Raw genomic sequence first — 18,832 nt, forward strand, 5'->3', positions numbered from 1 at the left:
TGCAGCTTGCGCCTGCTAGAACAGGGGATGACTTCCAGAACCTTCCATTTCCGCACGTCCCGAGCGTGACCCGTGACGGCTATCGGTAAACTGTTTCGCACGACGGCCTTCCGGTTGACGTTGGCCTATCTGCTGCTGTTCGCGCTGTTTGCAGCATCGCTGCTCGGCTATTTCGCCTGGAATACACACCGGCTGATCAACGATCAGATCACGACCACGGTCGATGACGAAATGACCGAGCTGAGCGATCTGTTCGGGCGGCGCGGCTTGCGGGGAATCGTGGGCGCCATCGAGAACCGGGCGCTGCGTCCTGGCGCCAACCTCTATCTGATCACGACACCGGCGGGCCAATCCATCGCCGGCAATGTGTCCTCACTGGCGCCCGGCGTGATGGCGACCACGGGCTGGTCCGAGACCGCCTATCGCCGGCTCGATGATCCCGACTCGTCCAACCATCGCGCACTGGTGAAGGTAACGCAATTGAGCAGCGGCTTCCGGCTGCTCATCGGCCATGATCTCGAGGAACGTCGGCGCCTGTTCGACATCGTCGGCGATGCCGCGAAGTGGTCGGTGTTGATCGTCGTTGTCCTTGGACTCGGCGGCGGCATCTTCGTCGCCAGCCGCGTGCTGCGGCGGATCGACGCCATGACCGGCACCACCCAGCGCATCATGGCGGGCGATCTCTCCGGTCGTCTGCCGGTCGGACGCAGTGGCGACGAACTCGACCGTCTCGCGGAAAATCTCAATGCCATGCTGGAGCGCATCGAAGCGCTGATGACAGGACTGAAGGAAGTCTCGGACAATATCGCCCATGACCTCAAGACGCCGCTCACGCGGCTGCGCAATCGGGCGGAGGAGGCGCTGGCGCGATCCAGCAACGAGGCCGAATATCGTGCGGCGCTGGAACGCACCATCGAGGAATCCGATGGCCTGATCCGGACCTTCAATGCGCTGCTGATGATCGCACGTGCGGAATCAGGGCAGGCGCGCGGCAATATGGACAATTTCGACGCTGCTGAAGTGGCCGAGGGCATCCACGAGCTCTATGAACCGCTTGCTGAAGACAGCGACCTCACGCTGACCGTCAAGACCGCGGCAGCGCCGCTGCGTGGCAATCGCGAACTGATCAGCCAGGCGCTCGCCAATCTCGTCGAAAACGCCATCAAATATGGCAAACCTGCGATCACGGACGAGAGTGCCGATAGCGCAGGCGCTGCGGCTGCCAAGGACATCGTGATCGAGGCGCGGCGCGAGGGCGATCAAGTGCTGCTTAGCGTGTCCGATCATGGTCCAGGCATTCCCGAAGCCGATCGGAAACATGCGGTGGAGCGCTTCGTGCGGCTGGAAGCGAGCCGCACATTGCCCGGTTCCGGCCTCGGTCTCAGTCTTGCATCTGCGGTGGCCACGCTACACGGCGGTGAATTGCAGCTGGGCGACAATCATCCAGGGTTGCGGGTCACGTTGGCGCTGCCGGCAGTGGCAGCCGAAGGCCTTGCGGGTCAAACGGGGAATGTGCCACAGAAGTCGGCATGACCTCAGCCGCAACAGGCGAGGGCCAGCTTCCGCTGGCCGCGCAATTCGTCAGCGGACCGCAGCTGTTCGCCCCCGCCGATGCCGAGCAGCGCTTCGGCGAATGGCTCGCCGATATCGCGCCGGACGATGCGGCCGCATTTCGCGCGATCACCGACCAATTTCCGCATGCCAGGGTGATCCTGCTCGGCATTGCCGAGGCGTCGCCCTATCTGTTCGATCTGATCCGTGCCGATGCCGCACGTGCATTGCGGCTGCTGCATTGCGATCCCGAGCGCCTGCTCACCACTCTGATCGCCGAGACCTCCGCGAATGTCGCTGCCGCTGGCGGCGATCCCGATGTCATGCATCTGCTGCGACGCATGAAATCCGAAGCGGCCTTGTTGATTGCGCTGTGCGACATCGGCGGCGTCTGGCCGGTGATGCGCGTCACGCGGGCGCTGACCGATCTCGCTGTATCCTCCGTCCAGACGACGGTGCGCTATCTCCTGCGCCAGGACATGGCACGCAAGCGTATCCTGCCGCCGGATCCCGAGAATCCGGAGCAGGGCAGCGGCCTGATCGTGCTGGCGATGGGCAAGATGGGCGCGGGCGAGCTGAACTATTCCAGCGACATCGATCTGATCGTGTTCTTCGATCTCGAAGCGCATACGCTGGCCGAGGATATCGAGCCGAATTCATTCTTCGTGCGCATCGCGCAGGGCGTGTCGCGGCTGCTGCAGCAGCGCACCGGCGACGGCTATGTGTTCCGCGTCGATCTGCGGCTGCGACCCGATCCGGCCTCGACGCCAGTAGCCGTCTCGACGGCATCGGCACTGCATTATTATGAGCGCGAGGGGCGCACATGGGAACGCGCGGCAATGATCAAGGCGTTTCCTTGTGCCGGCGATTTCAAGGCCGGTGAGGCCCTGCTGGCCGAGATCGCGCCGTTCGTCTGGCGCAAGCATCTGGATTTCGCCGCGCTGGCCGATGTCCACGACATGAAACGGCAAATGCAGACGTTTCGCGGGCAGAATGAAATCTCCGTCGAGGGCCATAACGTCAAGGTCGGGCGCGGCGGCATTCGTGAGATCGAGTTCTTCGCGCAGACCCAGCAGTTGATTGCCGGCGGGCGTCATCCCGAATTACGCGTGCGGCCGACGCTGGAGGCGCTGAATATTCTCGCTGCCAGCAACTGGATCACCTTTGAGGCGCGCGATGAACTGACGCTCGCCTATGAATTCCTGCGCCGTGTCGAGCATCGGCTGCAGATGGTGGCCGACGAACAGACTCACTCGCTGCCCGATGACGTCGGCGCCATGGAACGCTTTGCGCGCTTCTTCGGCTATGACAGTCGTGAAGCCTTTGCCAGTGATTTGCTCGGGCATCTCAATTGCGTGCAGGGGCATTATGGCCGCCTGTTCGAAGGCGACCCCACCGATAACGTCCATCTTCCGGCTGTCGACTATAAAGCGGGCGCGACGGACCAGCGGCTGCTCGAACATTTCACCAAGCTCGGTTTCCGCAAGCCGGCCATGGTGGCGGAGACGGTGCAGCACTGGATGACAGATGACTATCGCGCGCTCAAATATGAGGGCACGCGGCAGGCATTCATGGAATTCGTGCCTTCGCTGATCGTCGGGCTGGCCGATGCCGAAGAGCCCGACCTTGCGGTCGTTGCGTTCGACCGCTTTCTGCAGGCGTTACAGCGCGGCGGCAGGCTGATCTCGCTGCTCAGCCAGAACCGCGATCTCGTCGCGCTGGTGGCGCTTGTACTTGGCGCGGCGCCGCGGCTGGGTGACATGCTGGCGCGGCAGCCGCAGATCATGGACGGGCTCATCGATCCGCGCTTCTTCGGCGCCATGCCGGATCAGCGTGAGCTGTCGACGCGGCTGGCGGCGACCCTCGAAGACGCCAATTCCTATGAAGAGTTTCTCGATCGTCTCAGGCTGTTCGGCCAGGAAAGCCTGTTCCTGATCGGCACGCGTATCCTGTCGGGCACGGTGTCGGCGCAGCAGGCGGGCATCGCTTTCGCCGACGTCGCCGAAGGTATCGCGCATACGCTGCACGGGCTGGTGCTCGATCAGTTCGTCGCCCAGCACGGCCGCATCAAGGATCAGCAGACCGCAATCGTCGCGATGGGGAAGCTCGGCAGCCGCGAGATGACGGCGGCGTCGGATCTCGATCTGATTTTGATTTACGACTTCGATCATGACGCGCCGGATTCCGATGGACCACGCCCGCTGCATGGCGCGCAATATTTCGCCCGGCTGACGCAGCGCCTGATCAGCGCCTTCACCACGCGCACCAATTATGGCGTGCTCTACGAGGTCGATATGCGGCTTCGCCCGTCGGGCCGGGCAGGACCGCTGGCGTCGCGCATCGATTCCTTCGCTGAATATCAGGAGACCGAGGCCTGGACCTGGGAGCACATGGCGCTGACGCGCGCGCGGGTGATTTCGGCGAGGCCTGCGTTCCGCGAGAAAATCGAACGGGTCATCCGCGAGGTGCTGACGCGTCCGCGTGAAACCACGATCATCGCCAACGATGTTGCCGAGATGCGTCAGGCCATTGCCGAGGAGAAGGGCGAAGACGATATCTGGGACCTGAAACATGCAGCGGGTGGCATGGTCGATATCGAATTCATCGCGCAGTATCTGCAGCTGGTACATGCCGCAGAGAAGCCCGAGATCCTCAGCATCAGCACGCAACAGGTGCTGGAGAACGCGGCGCGGCTGGGCATTCTGCCGCCAGCCGCCGCCGATGTGCTGCGACCGGCGGTGCGTCTCTATCACGACCTCACGCAGGTGCTGCGGCTATGCGTGAGCGACAAGTTCAAGCCGGAAACCGCAGGCACGGATTTGTTGCGCATACTCGCACGCGTGAGCAACGAGCCCGACTTCTCCTCGCTGCAAGCGCGGGTGCGCGATATGCAGGCCGACGTGCGGCAGGTGTTCCGCGCTGTTGTCGAAGGTCGGACATAGACGTATCTGCCGCGCCGTGTGGCGGGCATGCGAGTTGTGTGTGACCGGCTGCGCATGATCTCGCGTGAACGGCTGGATAGATTCTAAACGCGCCGCATTGTGACCGCACCCTGACGTCCTGTAGGTCCGCATCTCGTTTGCCGATGACATGCGGCTTGAGATGTTGCTGCTGCCTGCGCCCGAATGTCGCAGCATCGGAGATGTCGTCATGCATCAGCACTGAAATGAAACCGCCGATATGGAGTCGACATGCAGGTTCTAGGCTTCCGCGCCGCTACCGTTGCTCTTGCCTTGATCGCTGCATTTGCTCCGAACGGGACCAGGGCGGATGAAATCTCCCTGATTGAGAAGTCACTTCCCGGAGAGGGGCAGCGCCCGCAGGCGATCGTCGTCGGCCCGGATGGAAATCTGTGGGTGACGGAAGTCATCAAGCACCAGATTTTTCGGGTCACGCCAAACGGTGAGATGAGTTCCTTTCGCGTTCCGGGCGATCAGGTCGGAGTTATTCAGGGGATCACGTCTGGCCCTGACGGCAATCTCTGGTTCACGTCACGCGAAGAGAACGCCATTCGCCGGATTTCAACCAAAGGGGAATTCAACGGGACATTTGCGATCCCCTCACAGGCGACGACGCCCACCAAATTCAATACGGGGTCATGGCCGCGCGGCATTACGGTCGGCCCCGATGGCCAGATCTGGTTTGCGGAAATGGCGGCGAACAAAATCGGCCGCGTGACGCTGACCGGTGAGTTTTCGGAGTTCGCAATCCCGACGGAAAATGCCGAAGCCTATGGTGTGGTGACAGGCCCCGATCAGAATTTGTGGTTCACGGAAAGCGGTGCCGGAAAGATCGGACGACTCGACGTCAAGACAGGAAAGATCACGGAATTTCCGCTCGGTAATCCGAAGTCGCGCCCGCGCGACATTACGGTCGGGCCGGATGGTCATCTCTGGTTTTCGATGAATGGCTCCGATCACATCGGCAGAATTTCTATGGCTGGGGAGATCAAGGAATTTCCATTGCCGGCAGAGACGCGCCCCATTGGTATAGCCGCGGGAGCCGATGGCAATGTCTGGTTCACCGCTTTCAAATCTCACAAGATCGGCCGCATCACGCCGACAGGTGAAGTTTCGTTCTTCGATCTTAAGACGGAGAACGCACAGCCCTTCGGCATGACGAAAGGGCCGAACGGCGTGGTCTGGTTCACGTCTCAGGCCAATCAGGTCGGACACGTTCACATCACGGCTAAGCGCCAGTGATGATCGTGATTGCGCGCCGCGAGGGCGTGCGAGCGCGTTGCTATCCAATCTGATAATCTGCAGGGTTCCAGAGTAAAATAAAGTCCTGCAGAATTCATCGTCTGTGTCAAATTGCATGCGCACGGTAGCGAGTTGCATGCGGCGTTCTGCGTATGAAGCAGCGTGAAGCATTAGATAGAATCTAGACGCGCCGCATTGTGACCGCACCATGTCATCCTGTAGGCCCCATTGAGTTAGTCGACAGAAGTCGACGAAGTTTTTTGGGGCGACTGATTCAATGATGCGCAGAACTACACTTCACAAGAAAACCATTTTGGCTGCTGCGAGCGCATTTGCGTTATTGCTTGATGCCGACGCAACCGTTGTTGCGCAGACCTCGCAAGCGCTGCCCGCCGTTGAAGTACATGCGCCAACGCCGCGTGCGGTCCGTCGTGTCGCGCCGCGCCGAAATGCCGCAGTCACGCCGCGGGCGACGCCGCGGCCGGTGGAGCGCCGCACACCCGCGACGCCGGCGACCGGAATGATCGGTTCCCTCCCGCCGGCCTATGCGGGCGGTCAGGTGGCATCGGGCGCGCAGGTCGGTCTGCTCGGCAATCGCGGCGTGATGGATACGCCATTCAATCAGACAAGCTACACCGCGAAGACAATACAGGATCAGCAGGCACGCAAGCTCGACGACGTATTCGCCAACGATCCGTCGGTGACTGTCACCGTGCCGCGTCTCAGCGGCTTCGATCGGGTCAATATCCGTGGCTTTAGCGTTGGCAGTGAGGGATACGGGATCAACGGCCTGTACGGCATCGCGTCATCGTTCTCGCTGGCGTCGCTCGGTGCGTTCGAGCGGGTCGAAGTGCTGAAAGGGCCAGCGGCACTGCTCAACGGCATGCCGCCGAGCGGCGGTGGTGTCGGCGGCAGCGTGAATCTCGTAACCAAGCGTGCAGGCGAGGTGCCGTTCGCGCAGCTCACCAACACCTATTCGTCGATTTCGAATTTCGGCACGCATCTGGATGTCGGCCAGCGGTTCGGTGAATTCAAGGAGTTCGGCGTTCGCTTCAACGGCACCTACAAAGGCGGCAGCACCGAACTCGCCTATCAGAGTCAGGAAGTTGGAAGCGCCTTTCTTGGCTTGGACTATCGCGGCGAGAACGTGCGACTGTCAGCCGATATTGGTTACGAGCACAACCGGGTCACGGCGATGACGCGTTTCGTCGATATTGCGGGCCTGCCGTCCGTTCCGGCGGCACCTGATGCGCGCGCGAACTACATGCCGAGCTGGGGCTTCTGGGACTCGGAGTCGCGCTATGCGATCGTGCAGGGCGAGGTGGATATCACCGATAATCTCACGGCCTATGCGCAGGCAGGTATCGGCACCAGCAACACGCGCTATCTCTATTCCGACATCCGCGTGACTAGCCTCGACGGAGAGTTCAACGGACTGTCGCGTCGAAACAACCAGAGGCATGAGAGAACCGCGGCGCAGGTCGGATTGCGGGCCAATGTTGATACCGGGCCGATCAACCATGCCATCAATGTCAACGCAGGTGCATCAGAGGCCGATGTCGCGCTCATCAATGTCTCCGGAGCCACGAACTTCTTTTCGAACTTGTACAATCCGCGCTCGGGCCCTGTTTCAATTCGCGATGTGGGCGCTCCGCGGACAACCAGTCTGTTCGATCTGACGAGCGTCGGCATCGCTGATACGATGTCGGTCTGGAATGGCCGCATTCAATTGACCGCCGGCGTCCGGCATCAATATGTGGAATCTGAGTCCTTCGCCATGGGCACTGGCGTGAGGTCGGGCGGCTACGAGTCGTCGGCGACGACGCCCGCCTATGCACTGGTGATCAAGCCGCTGGAGAATGTCTCGGTCTACGCCAATTATATCGAGGCGCTGGAAGCTGGGACCGTCGTGGGTGCGGGATATGCAAATACTGGCGCGGTTCTTCCACCCTATCGCACTACGCAGCACGAAATGGGCGTGAAGGTCGATTGGGGACGGATCACGACCACGGCCAGTGCCTTCGACATTATGAAGCCGATACAGCGCGTCGAGCGCTCGGGTACGCTCCCTGTGCTCACGCAGTCCGGCGAGTCACGCAATCGCGGCGTCGAGATCAATACATTCGGCGAGGTCACGGATGGTGTCCGGCTGCTCGGCGGCGTCATGTTCATCGATGCGCGCCAGCAGAACACCGAGAACGCTACTTATGATGGAAAGCATACCTTCAACGTTCCTGACACACAGTTCACTCTAGGCGGCGAATGGGACGTGCCGTTCGTTTCGGGGCTAACCCTGACGGGCCGTGCGCTCTATACGGGCTCATACTGGTCGGACCAGGCCAACACGGTCTACGGCCCGAGCTGGACCCGCTACGATGCCGGAGCGCGCTACACGTTCGCATCGCCGTGGAATGCCAAGCCGATCGTCGTGCGCTTCTCGGTCGAAAATCTGCTCGATACCAACTATTGGCAGGCCTCGACCAACGACGGCTACATCATCCTTGCCGCGCCGCGAACCTACATGGTCTCGACGACGTTCAACTTCTGATATCGCCGATCATTTGCCCGTCAGATCGGTCTGATGAGCGGCCGCCGTGATGTCATCACGGCGGCCGCAGTGTTTTTTGAACGCGCGCATTCACCCGATCAGGTGTGGGTGGCGTTTCGCGACGCGGTTATTGCTGTTCCGGCTTGACCTTGCCGATCTCGACAACCGTCTTCCAGCGGGCGAGTTCTTTTTCCAGGAAGCTCTGAAATTCCGCGCTCGTATTGGCGACCACCTCGAAGCCGCTATCGGTCAGCCGCTTCCTGAGATCGGGCGAGGTGAGGGCGGTGGTGATCGATGTCTCGAGCTTGGTCTTCACATCGGCCGGCAGGCCCTTGGGCGCGACGAAGGCCTGCCACGAATAGATATTGAGATCGTCGACGCCGACTTCCTTCATCGTTGGGGTCTGCGGGAATGAATCGGAGCGCGTGTCACTGGTAACGGCCAGAATTTTCATCCTGCCGCCTCGGATGTAGTTGGCGACTGCGCCGAGATTCTGGAAGGAGACGTCGACATGTCCGCCCATCAGGTCCGTATGAGCCTGCGAGCCGCCCTTGTAGGGCGTATGGATACCGGTGGTCCCCGTCTTCTGCCAGAACAACACGGCCGTCAGATGGTCGGACGAGCCCACGCCCGATGAGGCGAAGGTGACCTTGTCGGGATTCTTCTTGAGATAGTCGATGAGTTCCTGGACGGTATTGGCCGGGAAATCGGGGCGCGTGATCAGCACGTTGGGATTGCGCACAGCGACACTGAGCAGATCGAAATTCTGGAGCGGGTGATAGCCCGGGTCCTTGTAAAGCACCGGATTGATCGCGATGACCCCGATCGAGCCCACCATCAGTGTGTAGCCATCCGGCTTTGAGCGCGCGAGTTGCGTTGCGCCGATGGAGCCGTTGGCGCCGGGTTTGTTCTCGATGATGAAGGACTGCCCGAAGCTTTCCTGCATCTTCTGCGTGGTCATGCGCGCTGTCGTATCGCTTGCTCCGCCGGCGGTGAAAGGCACGATCACCGTGACGGATTTCGATGGATAGTCTTGCGCGACTGCCATGCCCGGCATTGTCAGACAGAATGCCGCCGCGGCGAGATGGCTCAGTTTCATCGTCGTTTCCTCCACTGGAATGCTTTTGTTTATTGAACAGGCGACAATCTCCGTGTCGCTCTTGTCTGGACGGCTCCTCCATGCGCTGAAGAGCAGTGTGGTTCGTGAGTTCAGGAATTCCCTTCAATCAGCAACCGCTGCAGTCTTGTTGGCAAATACTTCGCAGATGGTGGCTTTGAAAATTGATAGGTCACACGAGAAAGAATCGCGGTCCCAGTCCAGACCGCCCGTATCGACGCGCCAATATAGCGACCTACAACCTTTAGTATAGGTGCGGGCGGGGGCCTCCCAAGCGGCCATTTGACGCTTGAGTGTCATGCGATGGGAGTTGGCTCGGCCGGGTCAGCGGTAAGCAATCGACGCCTAGGCGGCCTCGGAGATTTCCGCTGGCCTGTGTCTGCCGCGGAGCGGGATGGTGACGCAGACCACGGTGCCGGTGCCAAGCTTGGAGCGCAGCTTCATCGATCCGCCATGCAGGTTGGTGAGCGATTTGGCGATAGCGAGGCCGAGGCCCGAGCCGTGATAGGTCTTGGCGAGCTGGCTCTCGACCTGTTCGAACGGGCGTCCCAGACGCTTCAGCGACTGCGGGGCGATGCCGATGCCACTATCGGCGATCATCAGAGCGACGGAGTCGCGCAGCACGCGGCTGCGCACGGTGACACGGCCGCCATCGGGTGTGAACTTCACGGCATTCGAAAGCAGATTGACCAGGATCTGCTTGATGGCGCGGCGGTCGGCGACCACCGGTGCATCGGCCGCGATATCGGCACTGAGTGTCAGATTCTTGTCGTCGGCGCGGCCGGAGACGACACGCAGCGCTTCGGACAGCGTCTGTCCAAGATCGAGCGGCTCGAGGTCCAGCTGCATACGACCCGCCTCAATCTTCGACATATCGAGAATGTCATTGATGACTTCGAGCAGATAGTGACCGCTGGTGAGAATGTCGTGGCAGTATTCGGCATATTTGTCGGAGCCGAGATTGCCGAACATGCCGCTGCCCATGATTTCCGAAAAGCCGATAATGGCGTTCAGCGGCGTGCGCAGTTCGTGGCTCATATTGGCCAGGAATTTCGACTTGGTCTGGTTGGCTTCTTCGGCGCGGTTCTTCTCGTCGGAATATTTCTGGGCGAGGTCGGCGAGTTCGAGCGCCTGTTTCTCCAGCGCGGCCTGGGAGTGCTTGAGATCGATGACGCTGGCGCGAAGGCGCAGGTCGTTGTCGACGAGCTTGTGCTCGTGCTCCTTGATGCGGGTGATGTCGGTGCCGACGGAGACATAGCCGCCGTCCTTGGTGCGGCGTTCGCTGATATGCAGCCAGCTGCCGTCCTCGATCTGCGCTTCGAAGGTACGCGCGCCAGGCGCCGCAGCGCCGGATTCCGCGAGACGCGAGCGGACCTCGGGCATGCTGCCGACTTCGAGCACGGTCTCGTAGGACGTCCCCGGCGACACCGCCGAGTCCGGCAGCTTGTGCAGGCGCTGGAAATGCGAGTTGCAGAGGACCAGGCGATCCTCCGCGTCCCACAGCACGAAGGCTTCGGGAATGGTCTCGATGGCGTCGCGCAGCCGGACGTCGGCCTCGACGGTCTTCTCGGCGAGGCTCTTCTGTTCGGTGACGTCGATGGCGATGCCGATCAGGTGCTGGCTGCCATCGTTCTGGCCCTGCGCGAGTTCGCAGCGCAATTGCAGCCAGATCCAGTGGCCGTTGCTGTGCTGCATGCGGAAGGTCTGGTCGATGTGATCGATCTTGAACGAAATCAGCTGATCGGCGATCTCGAACAGGTTGATGTCGTCGGATTGTACCAGCGCGTTGACTTCGCCGAAGGTCAGCAGGTCGCTGCGGCTGTCGAGGCCCAGCATGGTGAACATCGACTGCGACCAGAAGATGCGGCCGCGCGACAGATCCCAGTCCCACAATCCGCAGCGGCCGCGGTTGAGGGCGGTGTCGATGCGGCCACGCACGGCGTCGTTGATCGCGTCGCCTTCGCGGGCACGGGTCGATTGCCAGTGGAAGGCGAAGCCGAGGATCAGCACCACGAAGCCGGTGGTGGCCGAGAGCGTGATCGACAGCGCGGAGTCCGAGCGCCAGATCGGCTCGTTGTTCTCCTGAATGACGACCACCTGACCCGGCAGCGCCTTGACGATGCGGCGGGTGGCCAATGCATGGCTGTTGTCGGGCAACTTCACATCGACAACGTCGGTGCGTTGACCCTGCGCAGCCATGGCCTGTGTCGCACTGAGGACGTCGAGGATGCGATTGGCGTCGCCCGGTGGCAGGTCGATCGGCACGCGCGCGAGAATGCTCTGATCGGCGCCCAGCACGATGACGTGGCGTCCCCCGGCGATCCCCCAGGATGGAATCAGACTGGGCAGAAGGCTCTGCAGGCGCTCGACGGCAGCAGAACGATCCTGACGGATGGTGCCGTTGCGTTCGAGACGCTCGGCGAGCAGATCGGCAAGCGCTGCGAGATCGCGCTTCATCGATGCCTGCTTCTGCCGGCTCTGATCGACCACCTGCACGAAGGCGCCGAAGAAGATCGTGATGAGAAAAGCGATGATGAGTGTAGGGACGGCCCGGCGAAGTGCCGGCTCTGCGATCAGCAGCCTGTGATAGGCCGGTTTCGCGATAGACTGCGCCAATCCTTTGATCGAATCGGATTGGACGCATGCGTTGTCCGCATGCGCACGCGCCATACCTAAGCCCCCTCGAAGAATCTCGCCCGCGTCGCTCGAAACAACTGCCCCGCCACTTCGAATCGCAAGACCAATAAGAATCCACTTTGTCAGGGCTGTCGAGAGTCAACGAAACGTTAACGTGAAATAAATCGTATCCACCGGAGAATTTCATCACTGTTCGGTACTTGCATGAGTCCGAAACAGGAACGCCGCGCATGAGAATCACGCGCGGCGTTGAAATCAATGACTCGCAGAACGCGCGTTACAACGTGACCACGATCTTGCCGAGATGCTTGTTTGCTTCCATGCGGTCGAACGCCGTTCCGATGTCGTCGAATGCGTAGATCTTGTCGATCGGCAGTTTTAGTTGGCCGGCTTCGACGGCGGGCCAGATGTCCGCACGCACCGCACTGAAGATGTCACGAATCTCCTGCAGTGACCTCGTGCGGAAGGTCACGCCGATATAGGTGATGCGGCGGGCGGCATGGAGATCGAAATTGAAATCGCCATGCGTGCCGCCGAGGCGGCCGACATTGACGATGCGTCCCATCACCTTCGTGGCTTTCAGGTTCTGGTTGGCGACGGGCCCTGAGATCTGGTCGACGATCAGATCGACGCCATCGCCACCCGTGGCCTTGAGCACCTGATCGACCCAGCCGGCATCTTTCGAATCGATGGCGAGGTCGGCGCCGAAGTCCTTCAGCCGGGCGCGACGTGCGGCGTCGGTGGATGAACCGATCACCGTCTTTGCGCCCTTGAGCCTGGCGATCTGCAGCGCCATCAGGCCGACGCCGGAACTGGCGCCCTGGATCAGGACCGATTGGCCGGGCTGCAGCCCACCATTGGTCACCAGCGCATTGTGCATCGTGGTGATGGCGACGGGCAGGGTGCAGGCATCCTCGAAGCTCATGCTGGCTGGCATGTGGAACAGCCGGCCGTGATCGGTGACGGCGAATTCGGCAAAGGCCGCACCGCCGGAACCCATCACGCGATCCCCGACCTTGACGCCCTTGGCCTCCGGGCCGAGTTCGGCGATCTCGCCCGCCCATTCCATTCCCAGCACCGTGCCGACGCCGCCGGCAGCACCGTGGACATGGCCTTTGGTCATGCCGAGGTCGGCGCGGTTGAGGCCGCAGGCCTTCACCTTGACCAGCACCTGCGTGCCCGTGGGTGAGGGTTTCGGGGCATCACCGATCGCAGCGCCGTTGGCGCCGTAGACATAAGCTTTCATGGCTCTGCTTTCCGTTCCGTCTATTCAGCGGCCTGGCGCTGGCTGCCATCAAGCATGGCTTCGAAGCGTGCGCGGATAATCGTCTCGGCATCATGCATGATGCGCGACACGAGTTCCTGGCAGCTCGGGATGTCGTGGATCAGGCCCTGGACCTGGCCGGCCGACCAGATGCCATCTTCGGCGTCGCCGTGCGAATAGACCAGCTTGCCGCGGGCACCGGCGACGAGTTCCTTGATCTGTTCGAAAGTGGCGCCTTCCTTCTCCATGGCGACGACCTGTTTGCTCACCGCGTTCCTGGCGACGCGCGAGGTGTTGCGCATGGTGCGGAAGATCAGGTCGGTCTCGCGTTCGTCATTGGCAACGATGCGTTCCTTCACCAGCTGATGGATCGGGCTTTCCTTGGTGCACATGAAGCGGGTGCCCATGTTGATGCCCTCGGCACCAAGCGCCAGCGCGGCGACAAGGCCGCGGCCGTCGCCGAAGCCGCCCGAGGCGATCATCGGGATCTTGATCTTGTCGGCCGCGGCCGGAATCAGGATCAGGCCGGGGGTGTCGTCCTCACCGGGATGGCCGGCGCATTCGAAGCCGTCGATGGAGATCGCATCGACGCCCATCCGCTCGGCGGAGAGGCCGTGGCGCACGCTGGTGCATTTATGGATGACCTTGATGCCGTGCTTCTTGAATTCGGTGACGTGTTCCTGCGGCTTGTTGCCGGCAGTCTCGACCACCTTGATGCCGGCCTCGATGATGGCCTGGCGATATTCCGCATAGGGTGGCGGCTTGATGGTTGGCAGAATGGTCAGGTTCACGCCGAACGGCTTGTCGGTCATGTCGCGGCAGCGCGCGATTTCCTTGGTGAGGTCTTCCGGCGTCGGCTGGGTCAGTGCGGTGATCAGGCCGAGCGCGCCGGCATTGGCCACTGCGGCGACGAGCTCGGCGCGGCCGACCCACTGCATGCCGCCCTGGACGATCGGGTGTTCGACACCCACGAGCTCGGTGAAGCGCGTCTTGATCATGATTGGTCCTCTTGTTTCCCCGGAGACGCGCTTGGCGCCGAATGGTTCTTGCTTGTTCGGGGCGAAGGATGCCGGTGGGGCGCAGCAATGTCTACCGCCACGGGATACGGCCCCATGCGCCGCCGATGCAGGTCTGATGCGTGGGGCGTGCCGTCGTGATCGCTGGAACTCGCGGCGCGAACATGCTTTTCTCCCGCGCATGACCGAGCCGACCCCGCAACAGATCGAACAACTCACGCGCGCTTTTGAACGTTTCACGCGCAAATTCAAAGTCGCGGAGGCAGCCGCTGCCGCCGACAACGCGCTCAATGCGCTCGACGCGCAGACGCTGGTGTTTGTCGGTGACAATCCCGGCTGCCTGATAGGCGACGTCGCCCGCTATCTCAATGTCGCTATGACCACCATGTCCTCTGCCATCGACCGGCTCGTCAAAAAGGCCCTGGTCGAGCGTCGCCGGCCCGAAGACAATCGCCGGTCCGTGGCGTTGACCGCGACCGAGAAGGGCAAGCAGGTGGTGGAAGAACAGGTCGCCGGCTATCGCGCGGCCTGTCAGATGATGCTGCGGTCACTCGACCCGATCGAGCGTAACGAATTGATCCGGTTGACGGAAAAAATCGCCGACAACGAAACTTGAACATTACGAAGTTCGTACTATCTTGAGCGTGCCGCCGGCCGTAAGCCGGTTCCTCACGGAGGCGCTCATGGCCATCGCCATCAATGGTACGGACTACTCGTTGCCCGCCGATCCCCGGGTTTCGCTGCTCGACCTTCTGCGTGAACGGATCGGCCTGACCGGCACCAAGCTGGGCTGCAATCAGGGCGCCTGCGGCGCCTGCACCGTCATTCTCGATGGCGAGCGAGTGCTGTCCTGTCTGACACTTGCCGTGCAGGCGGACGGGCGCGTAGTGACCACCATCGAAGGCCTGAGCAAGCAGGGTGACATGCATCCCCTGCAGCGCGCATTCATCGAGCACGATGGCTTGCAGTGCGGCTATTGTACGCCCGGGCAGATCTGCTCGGCGGTCGCGATGCTCGGCGAGATGCGCCGCGGCGATCCCAGTTATGTCACCGCCGATCTCGTTGCGGGGCAGGGCAGCACCACCCGCGAGGAAATCCGCGAGCGCATGAGCGGCAATCTGTGCCGCTGTGGTGCCCATCACGGCATTGTCGAAGCGATCGAAGAACAGCTGGTTGGAGACGCCGCATGACGCCGTTCGATTATAGGCGCGCCGCCGACCAGACTGAAGCCCTGTCGCTCGCCGCCGCCGGGCACTGCCGCTTTCTCGGCGGTGGCACCAATCTCGTCGATCTGATGCGGCAGAATATCGAAGCGCCCGCGGCGCTGGTCGATGTCAGCCGACTGCCTGCTACTATCGATGTGACCTCCGAAGGCGGCCTGATCATCGGCGCCACCGCTCGCAACAGCGCGGTGGCCGCGCATCCGGTCGTGCGCGCGCAGTATCCGATGCTGTCCCGCGCACTGCTGGCCGGTGCGTCGGCGCAGATCCGCAACATGGCCACCGTCGGCGGCAACCTGATGCAACGAACGCGCTGCTCGTATTTTTACGATGCTGCGGGATCACGATGCAATAAACGTGAGCCCGGAGCCGGCTGCGATGCCATCGACGGCCTCAGCCGCAATCATGCGATCCTCGGCACTTCCGAGCATTGTATCGCGACGCTTCCGTCGGACATGTGCGTGGCGCTCGCGGCGCTGGATGCAATCGTGCATCTTGATGGCCCAATGGGCCCACGCAGCGTGCCGCTGCTGGATTTCCATCAACTGCCGGGGACGACGCCGCACATCGAGACCGTTTTGCGGCCAAGCGAGCTCATCACCGCAATCGCGATATCCCCCAGCGCTGCCGCAGCCAATTCTCGCTATCGCAAGGTCCGCGATCGCTCGAGCTACGCTTTCGCGCTGGTGTCCGTCGCAGCCGGGCTGGATGTCGCCGACGGCCGGATCAGGGACGTACGGATTGCTCTGGGCGGTGTCGCCGCAAAGCCATGGCGCGCTGTGCAGGCCGAAGACGTCCTGCGCGGCGAGGCGCCGACCCGGGAGAACTTCCTGCGGGCCGCCGATGTCGAACTCGCTGCGGCTAAACCCACTGAAGCCAACGCCTTCAAGATCGAACTCGCAAAGCGAACCATGGCCGCTGTTCTCGGCGATCTGACAGGAGCAGGCGCATGAGCAAGCTGCAAAATGCGATCGTCGGTGGTGTTCGCACGGCGATGGGGTATGTGCCATCGAGCTGGCTGCCGGGCGGCACGCGCGATCCGCTGATCGATAAGCGCGTCACCCTCGGCACGCAGCAGTCGCGGGTCGATGGTCCCGACAAAGTGCAGGGCGTTGCACGCTTTGCTGCGGAAGTGCGAATGGACGGGCTGGTCTATGCAGCCTGCGTGCATTCGACCATCGCGCGCGGCAAGATCACCGAACTCGATCTTGCTGCCGCGGAAGCCGCACCGGGCGTGGTGTTGGTGATGACCCATCGCAATGCGCCGAAACTGGCGTTGCCGCCGCCGATCGGCATGACCAACCTCAAGGCCGCAGGAAACAACATTCTCCCGATCATGCAGGATGCAGACATCCGCTGGAATGGGCAGACGGTAGCGCTGGTGCTGGCCGAGACCCAGGAGCAGGCGGATCATGCAGCGTCGCTTATTGTGGTTCGTTACGAGCAAGCTGCCGCACGCACCCGGTTCGAGGATGCCAAGGCTGACGCGACGACGCCGGACTCGCTGATGATCGAACGCAACCGGCTGAAGCGCGGCGATACGGACGCGGCATTTCGAAACGCTGCGGGCAGTGTCGATGCGGTCTATCGGACGCCCTGGCATAATCACAATCCGATCGAGCCCAATGCCGCGACGATTACCTGGCAAGGCGACCGCCTGATCGTGCATGACGCGACGCAGATGCTCAATGGCACCGCGGGTTCGCTCGCCAAAGTGTTCGGCATCAAGGATACGCAGGTCTTTGTCAGCTCCCCCTTCGTCGGCGGCGCTTTCGGTGGCAAGGCGCTGTGGGATCACCAGATCCTGGGCGCTGCAGCATCGAAACTCGCGGGCCGGCCGGTGCGGATCGCATTGTCGCGTGCCAGCATGCATCGATTGATCGGCGGCCGGAGCCAGACCGAGCAGCGCGTGGCGCTGGCCGCCGATGCGACCGGAAAGCTGAAGGCACTGTTGCATCAAGGTTTCTCCGTCAAACCCCCGCATAGCGTCTGCGACGAGGCCTTCACCCTGTCAGGCCGCTCGCTTTATGAATCGGAGAGCTACGATATCGTGCAGCACACGCTCGATCTCGATCTGCTGGCCAACACATTCATGCGCGCGCCCGGCGAGGCGGTCGGCACCTTTGCCATCGAGAGCGCGATGGACGAGCTCGCGCATGATCTCGGCATCGATCCGATCGCATTGAGGCTGCGCAATATCGGCGATACCGATCCGGTCAGCGGTGCGCCGCATTCCCAAAGTGACCTGACGCTGGCCTATGAGCTCGGCGCGAAAAAGTTCGGTTGGGATCGCCGCGCGGCGACACCAAAGTCGCGTCAGGACGGCGAATGGCTGATCGGCATGGGCTGTGCCACCGGCTCTTTCCCCTATGTGCGCATGCCCGGCATGTCGGCGCGGATCACGATCGACAGCAATGGCCACGCCACGGTGTCGAGTGCCGCGCATGAGATGGGCATGGGCACTGCGACGGTGCAGCGACAGCATGCTGCGGATCGTCTCGGTTTGCCGCTCGATCACGTCACCGTGCGGATTGGCGACACCGATCTGCCTTTCGGCAGCTTTGCGGGCGGCTCATCGCAGACAGCTTCGCTCGGCGCTGCGATCAACGCGGCCAGCGTGAAACTGGCCGGAGATCTGCTGCGGCTGGCTGGTAACGACACGCCGCTGGCGGGATTGCGGGCGAACGAGATCGAATTCGCCAATCACGGCCTGCGCAAGGTCGGCGAGCCATCGCGCTACGAGAGCTTCGCGTCGATCCTCGAGCGCGCGTCGCGCAGCGAGATCAGCGCGATGGGAGAGAGCGGGGCACCGCTCGAAATCCTGAAATTCTCCATGCACAGCCGATCGGCCATCTTTTGTGAACTCCGCGTTAGCGAGGTGACCGGCGAGGTCCGGGTCACCCGTCTTGTTGGAGCGTTCGATTGCGGCCGCATCCTCAATCCCAAGACGGCGACCAGCCAGTTTCGCGGCGGCATGATCATGGGGCTTGGTATGGCGCTCACCGAAGAGACGCTACTCGACAAACGTAACGGGCGGATCATGAGTGCGTCGATGACGGACTATCACGTGCCCGTGCATCTCGACGTGCCGGAGATCGACGTGTTGTGGACCGACATTCCGGACCCTCGCACGCCGATGGGCGCGCGCGGGATCGGCGAGATCGGCATCGCCGGTGTTGCCGCCGCCATCGCCAATGCGGTGTTCAACGCGACCGGAAAACGCGTCCGCGATCTGCCGCTGACGCCGGACAAGCTGTTCGGCGATTGAAGGATCTCG

General features: G+C 62.1%; 12 protein-coding genes. 8 read left to right on the plus strand and 4 right to left on the minus strand.

Annotated features, from left to right (window positions below):
* Nucleotides 1–72: 72 nt before the first annotated feature.
* The 4 genes from CHC01_RS25165 (at nucleotide 73) to CHC01_RS25180 (ending at nucleotide 8,301) form a co-directional block, all read left to right on the plus strand.
* The gene (locus tag CHC01_RS25165; protein ID WP_089267101.1) at nucleotides 73–1,533 is read left to right on the plus strand and encodes a sensor histidine kinase; all 1,461 of its coding nucleotides are present in this window, start codon (nucleotides 73–75) and stop codon (nucleotides 1,531–1,533) included.
* Nucleotides 1,530–4,493 (plus strand): bifunctional [glutamine synthetase] adenylyltransferase/[glutamine synthetase]-adenylyl-L-tyrosine phosphorylase, encoded by a 2,964-nt coding sequence (locus CHC01_RS25170; protein ID WP_089267102.1) that lies wholly within the window; start codon nucleotides 1,530–1,532, stop codon nucleotides 4,491–4,493. Before CHC01_RS25165 ends, CHC01_RS25170 begins: the two co-directional genes overlap by 4 nt.
* Nucleotides 4,494–4,742: 249 nt before the next feature.
* Nucleotides 4,743–5,753 (plus strand): Vgb family protein, encoded by a 1,011-nt coding sequence (locus tag CHC01_RS25175; RefSeq protein ID WP_089267103.1) that lies wholly within the window; start codon nucleotides 4,743–4,745, stop codon nucleotides 5,751–5,753.
* 313 nt (nucleotides 5,754–6,066) lie between these two features.
* Nucleotides 6,067–8,301, plus strand: a complete 2,235-nt coding sequence (locus CHC01_RS25180; protein ID WP_244558517.1) for a TonB-dependent receptor — start codon at nucleotides 6,067–6,069, stop codon at nucleotides 8,299–8,301.
* A gap of 127 nt (nucleotides 8,302–8,428) precedes the next feature.
* Here CHC01_RS25180 and CHC01_RS25185 read toward each other — a convergent pair whose 3' ends face one another.
* The 4 genes from CHC01_RS25185 to CHC01_RS25200 form a co-directional block, all read right to left on the minus strand.
* Nucleotides 8,429–9,400, minus strand: coding sequence for a Bug family tripartite tricarboxylate transporter substrate binding protein (locus CHC01_RS25185; RefSeq protein WP_089267313.1), 972 nt, complete (start codon nucleotides 9,398–9,400; stop codon nucleotides 8,429–8,431).
* A gap of 363 nt (nucleotides 9,401–9,763) precedes the next feature.
* Nucleotides 9,764–12,088 carry a PAS domain-containing sensor histidine kinase gene (locus CHC01_RS25190; RefSeq protein WP_089267104.1) on the minus strand — a complete coding sequence of 775 codons (2,325 nt, stop codon included), beginning with the start codon at nucleotides 12,086–12,088 and terminating at the stop codon, nucleotides 9,764–9,766.
* Between the two features lie 244 nt (nucleotides 12,089–12,332).
* Nucleotides 12,333–13,301, minus strand: a complete 969-nt coding sequence (locus CHC01_RS25195) for a zinc-binding dehydrogenase (protein WP_089267105.1) — start codon at nucleotides 13,299–13,301, stop codon at nucleotides 12,333–12,335.
* A 20-nt stretch (nucleotides 13,302–13,321) separates the two neighbouring features.
* Nucleotides 13,322–14,317: an NAD(P)H-dependent flavin oxidoreductase gene (locus CHC01_RS25200; RefSeq protein ID WP_089267106.1), complete on the minus strand. Its 996-nt coding sequence runs from the start codon at nucleotides 14,315–14,317 to the stop codon at nucleotides 13,322–13,324.
* A gap of 31 nt (nucleotides 14,318–14,348) precedes the next feature.
* On the opposite strand from CHC01_RS25200, the gene CHC01_RS25205 reads away from it, so the two are divergent.
* The 4 genes from CHC01_RS25205 (at nucleotide 14,349) to CHC01_RS25220 (ending at nucleotide 18,823) form a co-directional block, all read left to right on the plus strand.
* Nucleotides 14,349–14,951, plus strand: a complete 603-nt coding sequence (locus CHC01_RS25205; RefSeq protein ID WP_244558518.1) for a MarR family winged helix-turn-helix transcriptional regulator — start codon at nucleotides 14,349–14,351, stop codon at nucleotides 14,949–14,951.
* A gap of 67 nt (nucleotides 14,952–15,018) precedes the next feature.
* On the plus strand, nucleotides 15,019–15,525 hold the full coding sequence (locus tag CHC01_RS25210; protein ID WP_089267314.1) for a (2Fe-2S)-binding protein: 507 nt from the start codon (nucleotides 15,019–15,021) through the stop codon (nucleotides 15,523–15,525).
* The gene (locus CHC01_RS25215; protein WP_089267108.1) at nucleotides 15,522–16,508 is read left to right on the plus strand and encodes an FAD binding domain-containing protein; all 987 of its coding nucleotides are present in this window, start codon (nucleotides 15,522–15,524) and stop codon (nucleotides 16,506–16,508) included. Before CHC01_RS25210 ends, CHC01_RS25215 begins: the two co-directional genes overlap by 4 nt.
* Before the next feature lie 41 nt (nucleotides 16,509–16,549).
* Nucleotides 16,550–18,823: a xanthine dehydrogenase family protein molybdopterin-binding subunit gene (locus CHC01_RS25220; RefSeq protein ID WP_210421714.1), complete on the plus strand. Its 2,274-nt coding sequence runs from the start codon at nucleotides 16,550–16,552 to the stop codon at nucleotides 18,821–18,823.
* The last annotated feature ends 9 nt before the right edge of the window (nucleotides 18,824–18,832 follow it).

Source organism: Tardiphaga sp. OK246 (assembly GCF_900188215.1).
Taxonomy (GTDB): domain Bacteria; phylum Pseudomonadota; class Alphaproteobacteria; order Rhizobiales; family Xanthobacteraceae; genus Tardiphaga; species Tardiphaga robiniae.

Coding starts and splice junctions, on each gene's coding strand:
- CHC01_RS25195 (WP_089267105.1), bottom strand. CDS start 13,301: ATGAAAGCTTATGTCTACGGCGCCAACGGCGCTGCGATCGGTGATGCC.
- CHC01_RS25170 (WP_089267102.1), top strand. CDS start 1,530: ATGACCTCAGCCGCAACAGGCGAGGGCCAGCTTCCGCTGGCCGCGCAA.
- CHC01_RS25185 (WP_089267313.1), bottom strand. CDS start 9,400: ATGAAACTGAGCCATCTCGCCGCGGCGGCATTCTGTCTGACAATGCCG.
- CHC01_RS25220 (WP_210421714.1), top strand. CDS start 16,550: ATGGGGTATGTGCCATCGAGCTGGCTGCCGGGCGGCACGCGCGATCCG.
- CHC01_RS25190 (WP_089267104.1), bottom strand. CDS start 12,088: ATGGCGCGTGCGCATGCGGACAACGCATGCGTCCAATCCGATTCGATC.
- CHC01_RS25175 (WP_089267103.1), top strand. CDS start 4,743: ATGCAGGTTCTAGGCTTCCGCGCCGCTACCGTTGCTCTTGCCTTGATC.
- CHC01_RS25200 (WP_089267106.1), bottom strand. CDS start 14,317: ATGATCAAGACGCGCTTCACCGAGCTCGTGGGTGTCGAACACCCGATC.
- CHC01_RS25210 (WP_089267314.1), top strand. CDS start 15,019: ATGGCCATCGCCATCAATGGTACGGACTACTCGTTGCCCGCCGATCCC.
- CHC01_RS25215 (WP_089267108.1), top strand. CDS start 15,522: ATGACGCCGTTCGATTATAGGCGCGCCGCCGACCAGACTGAAGCCCTG.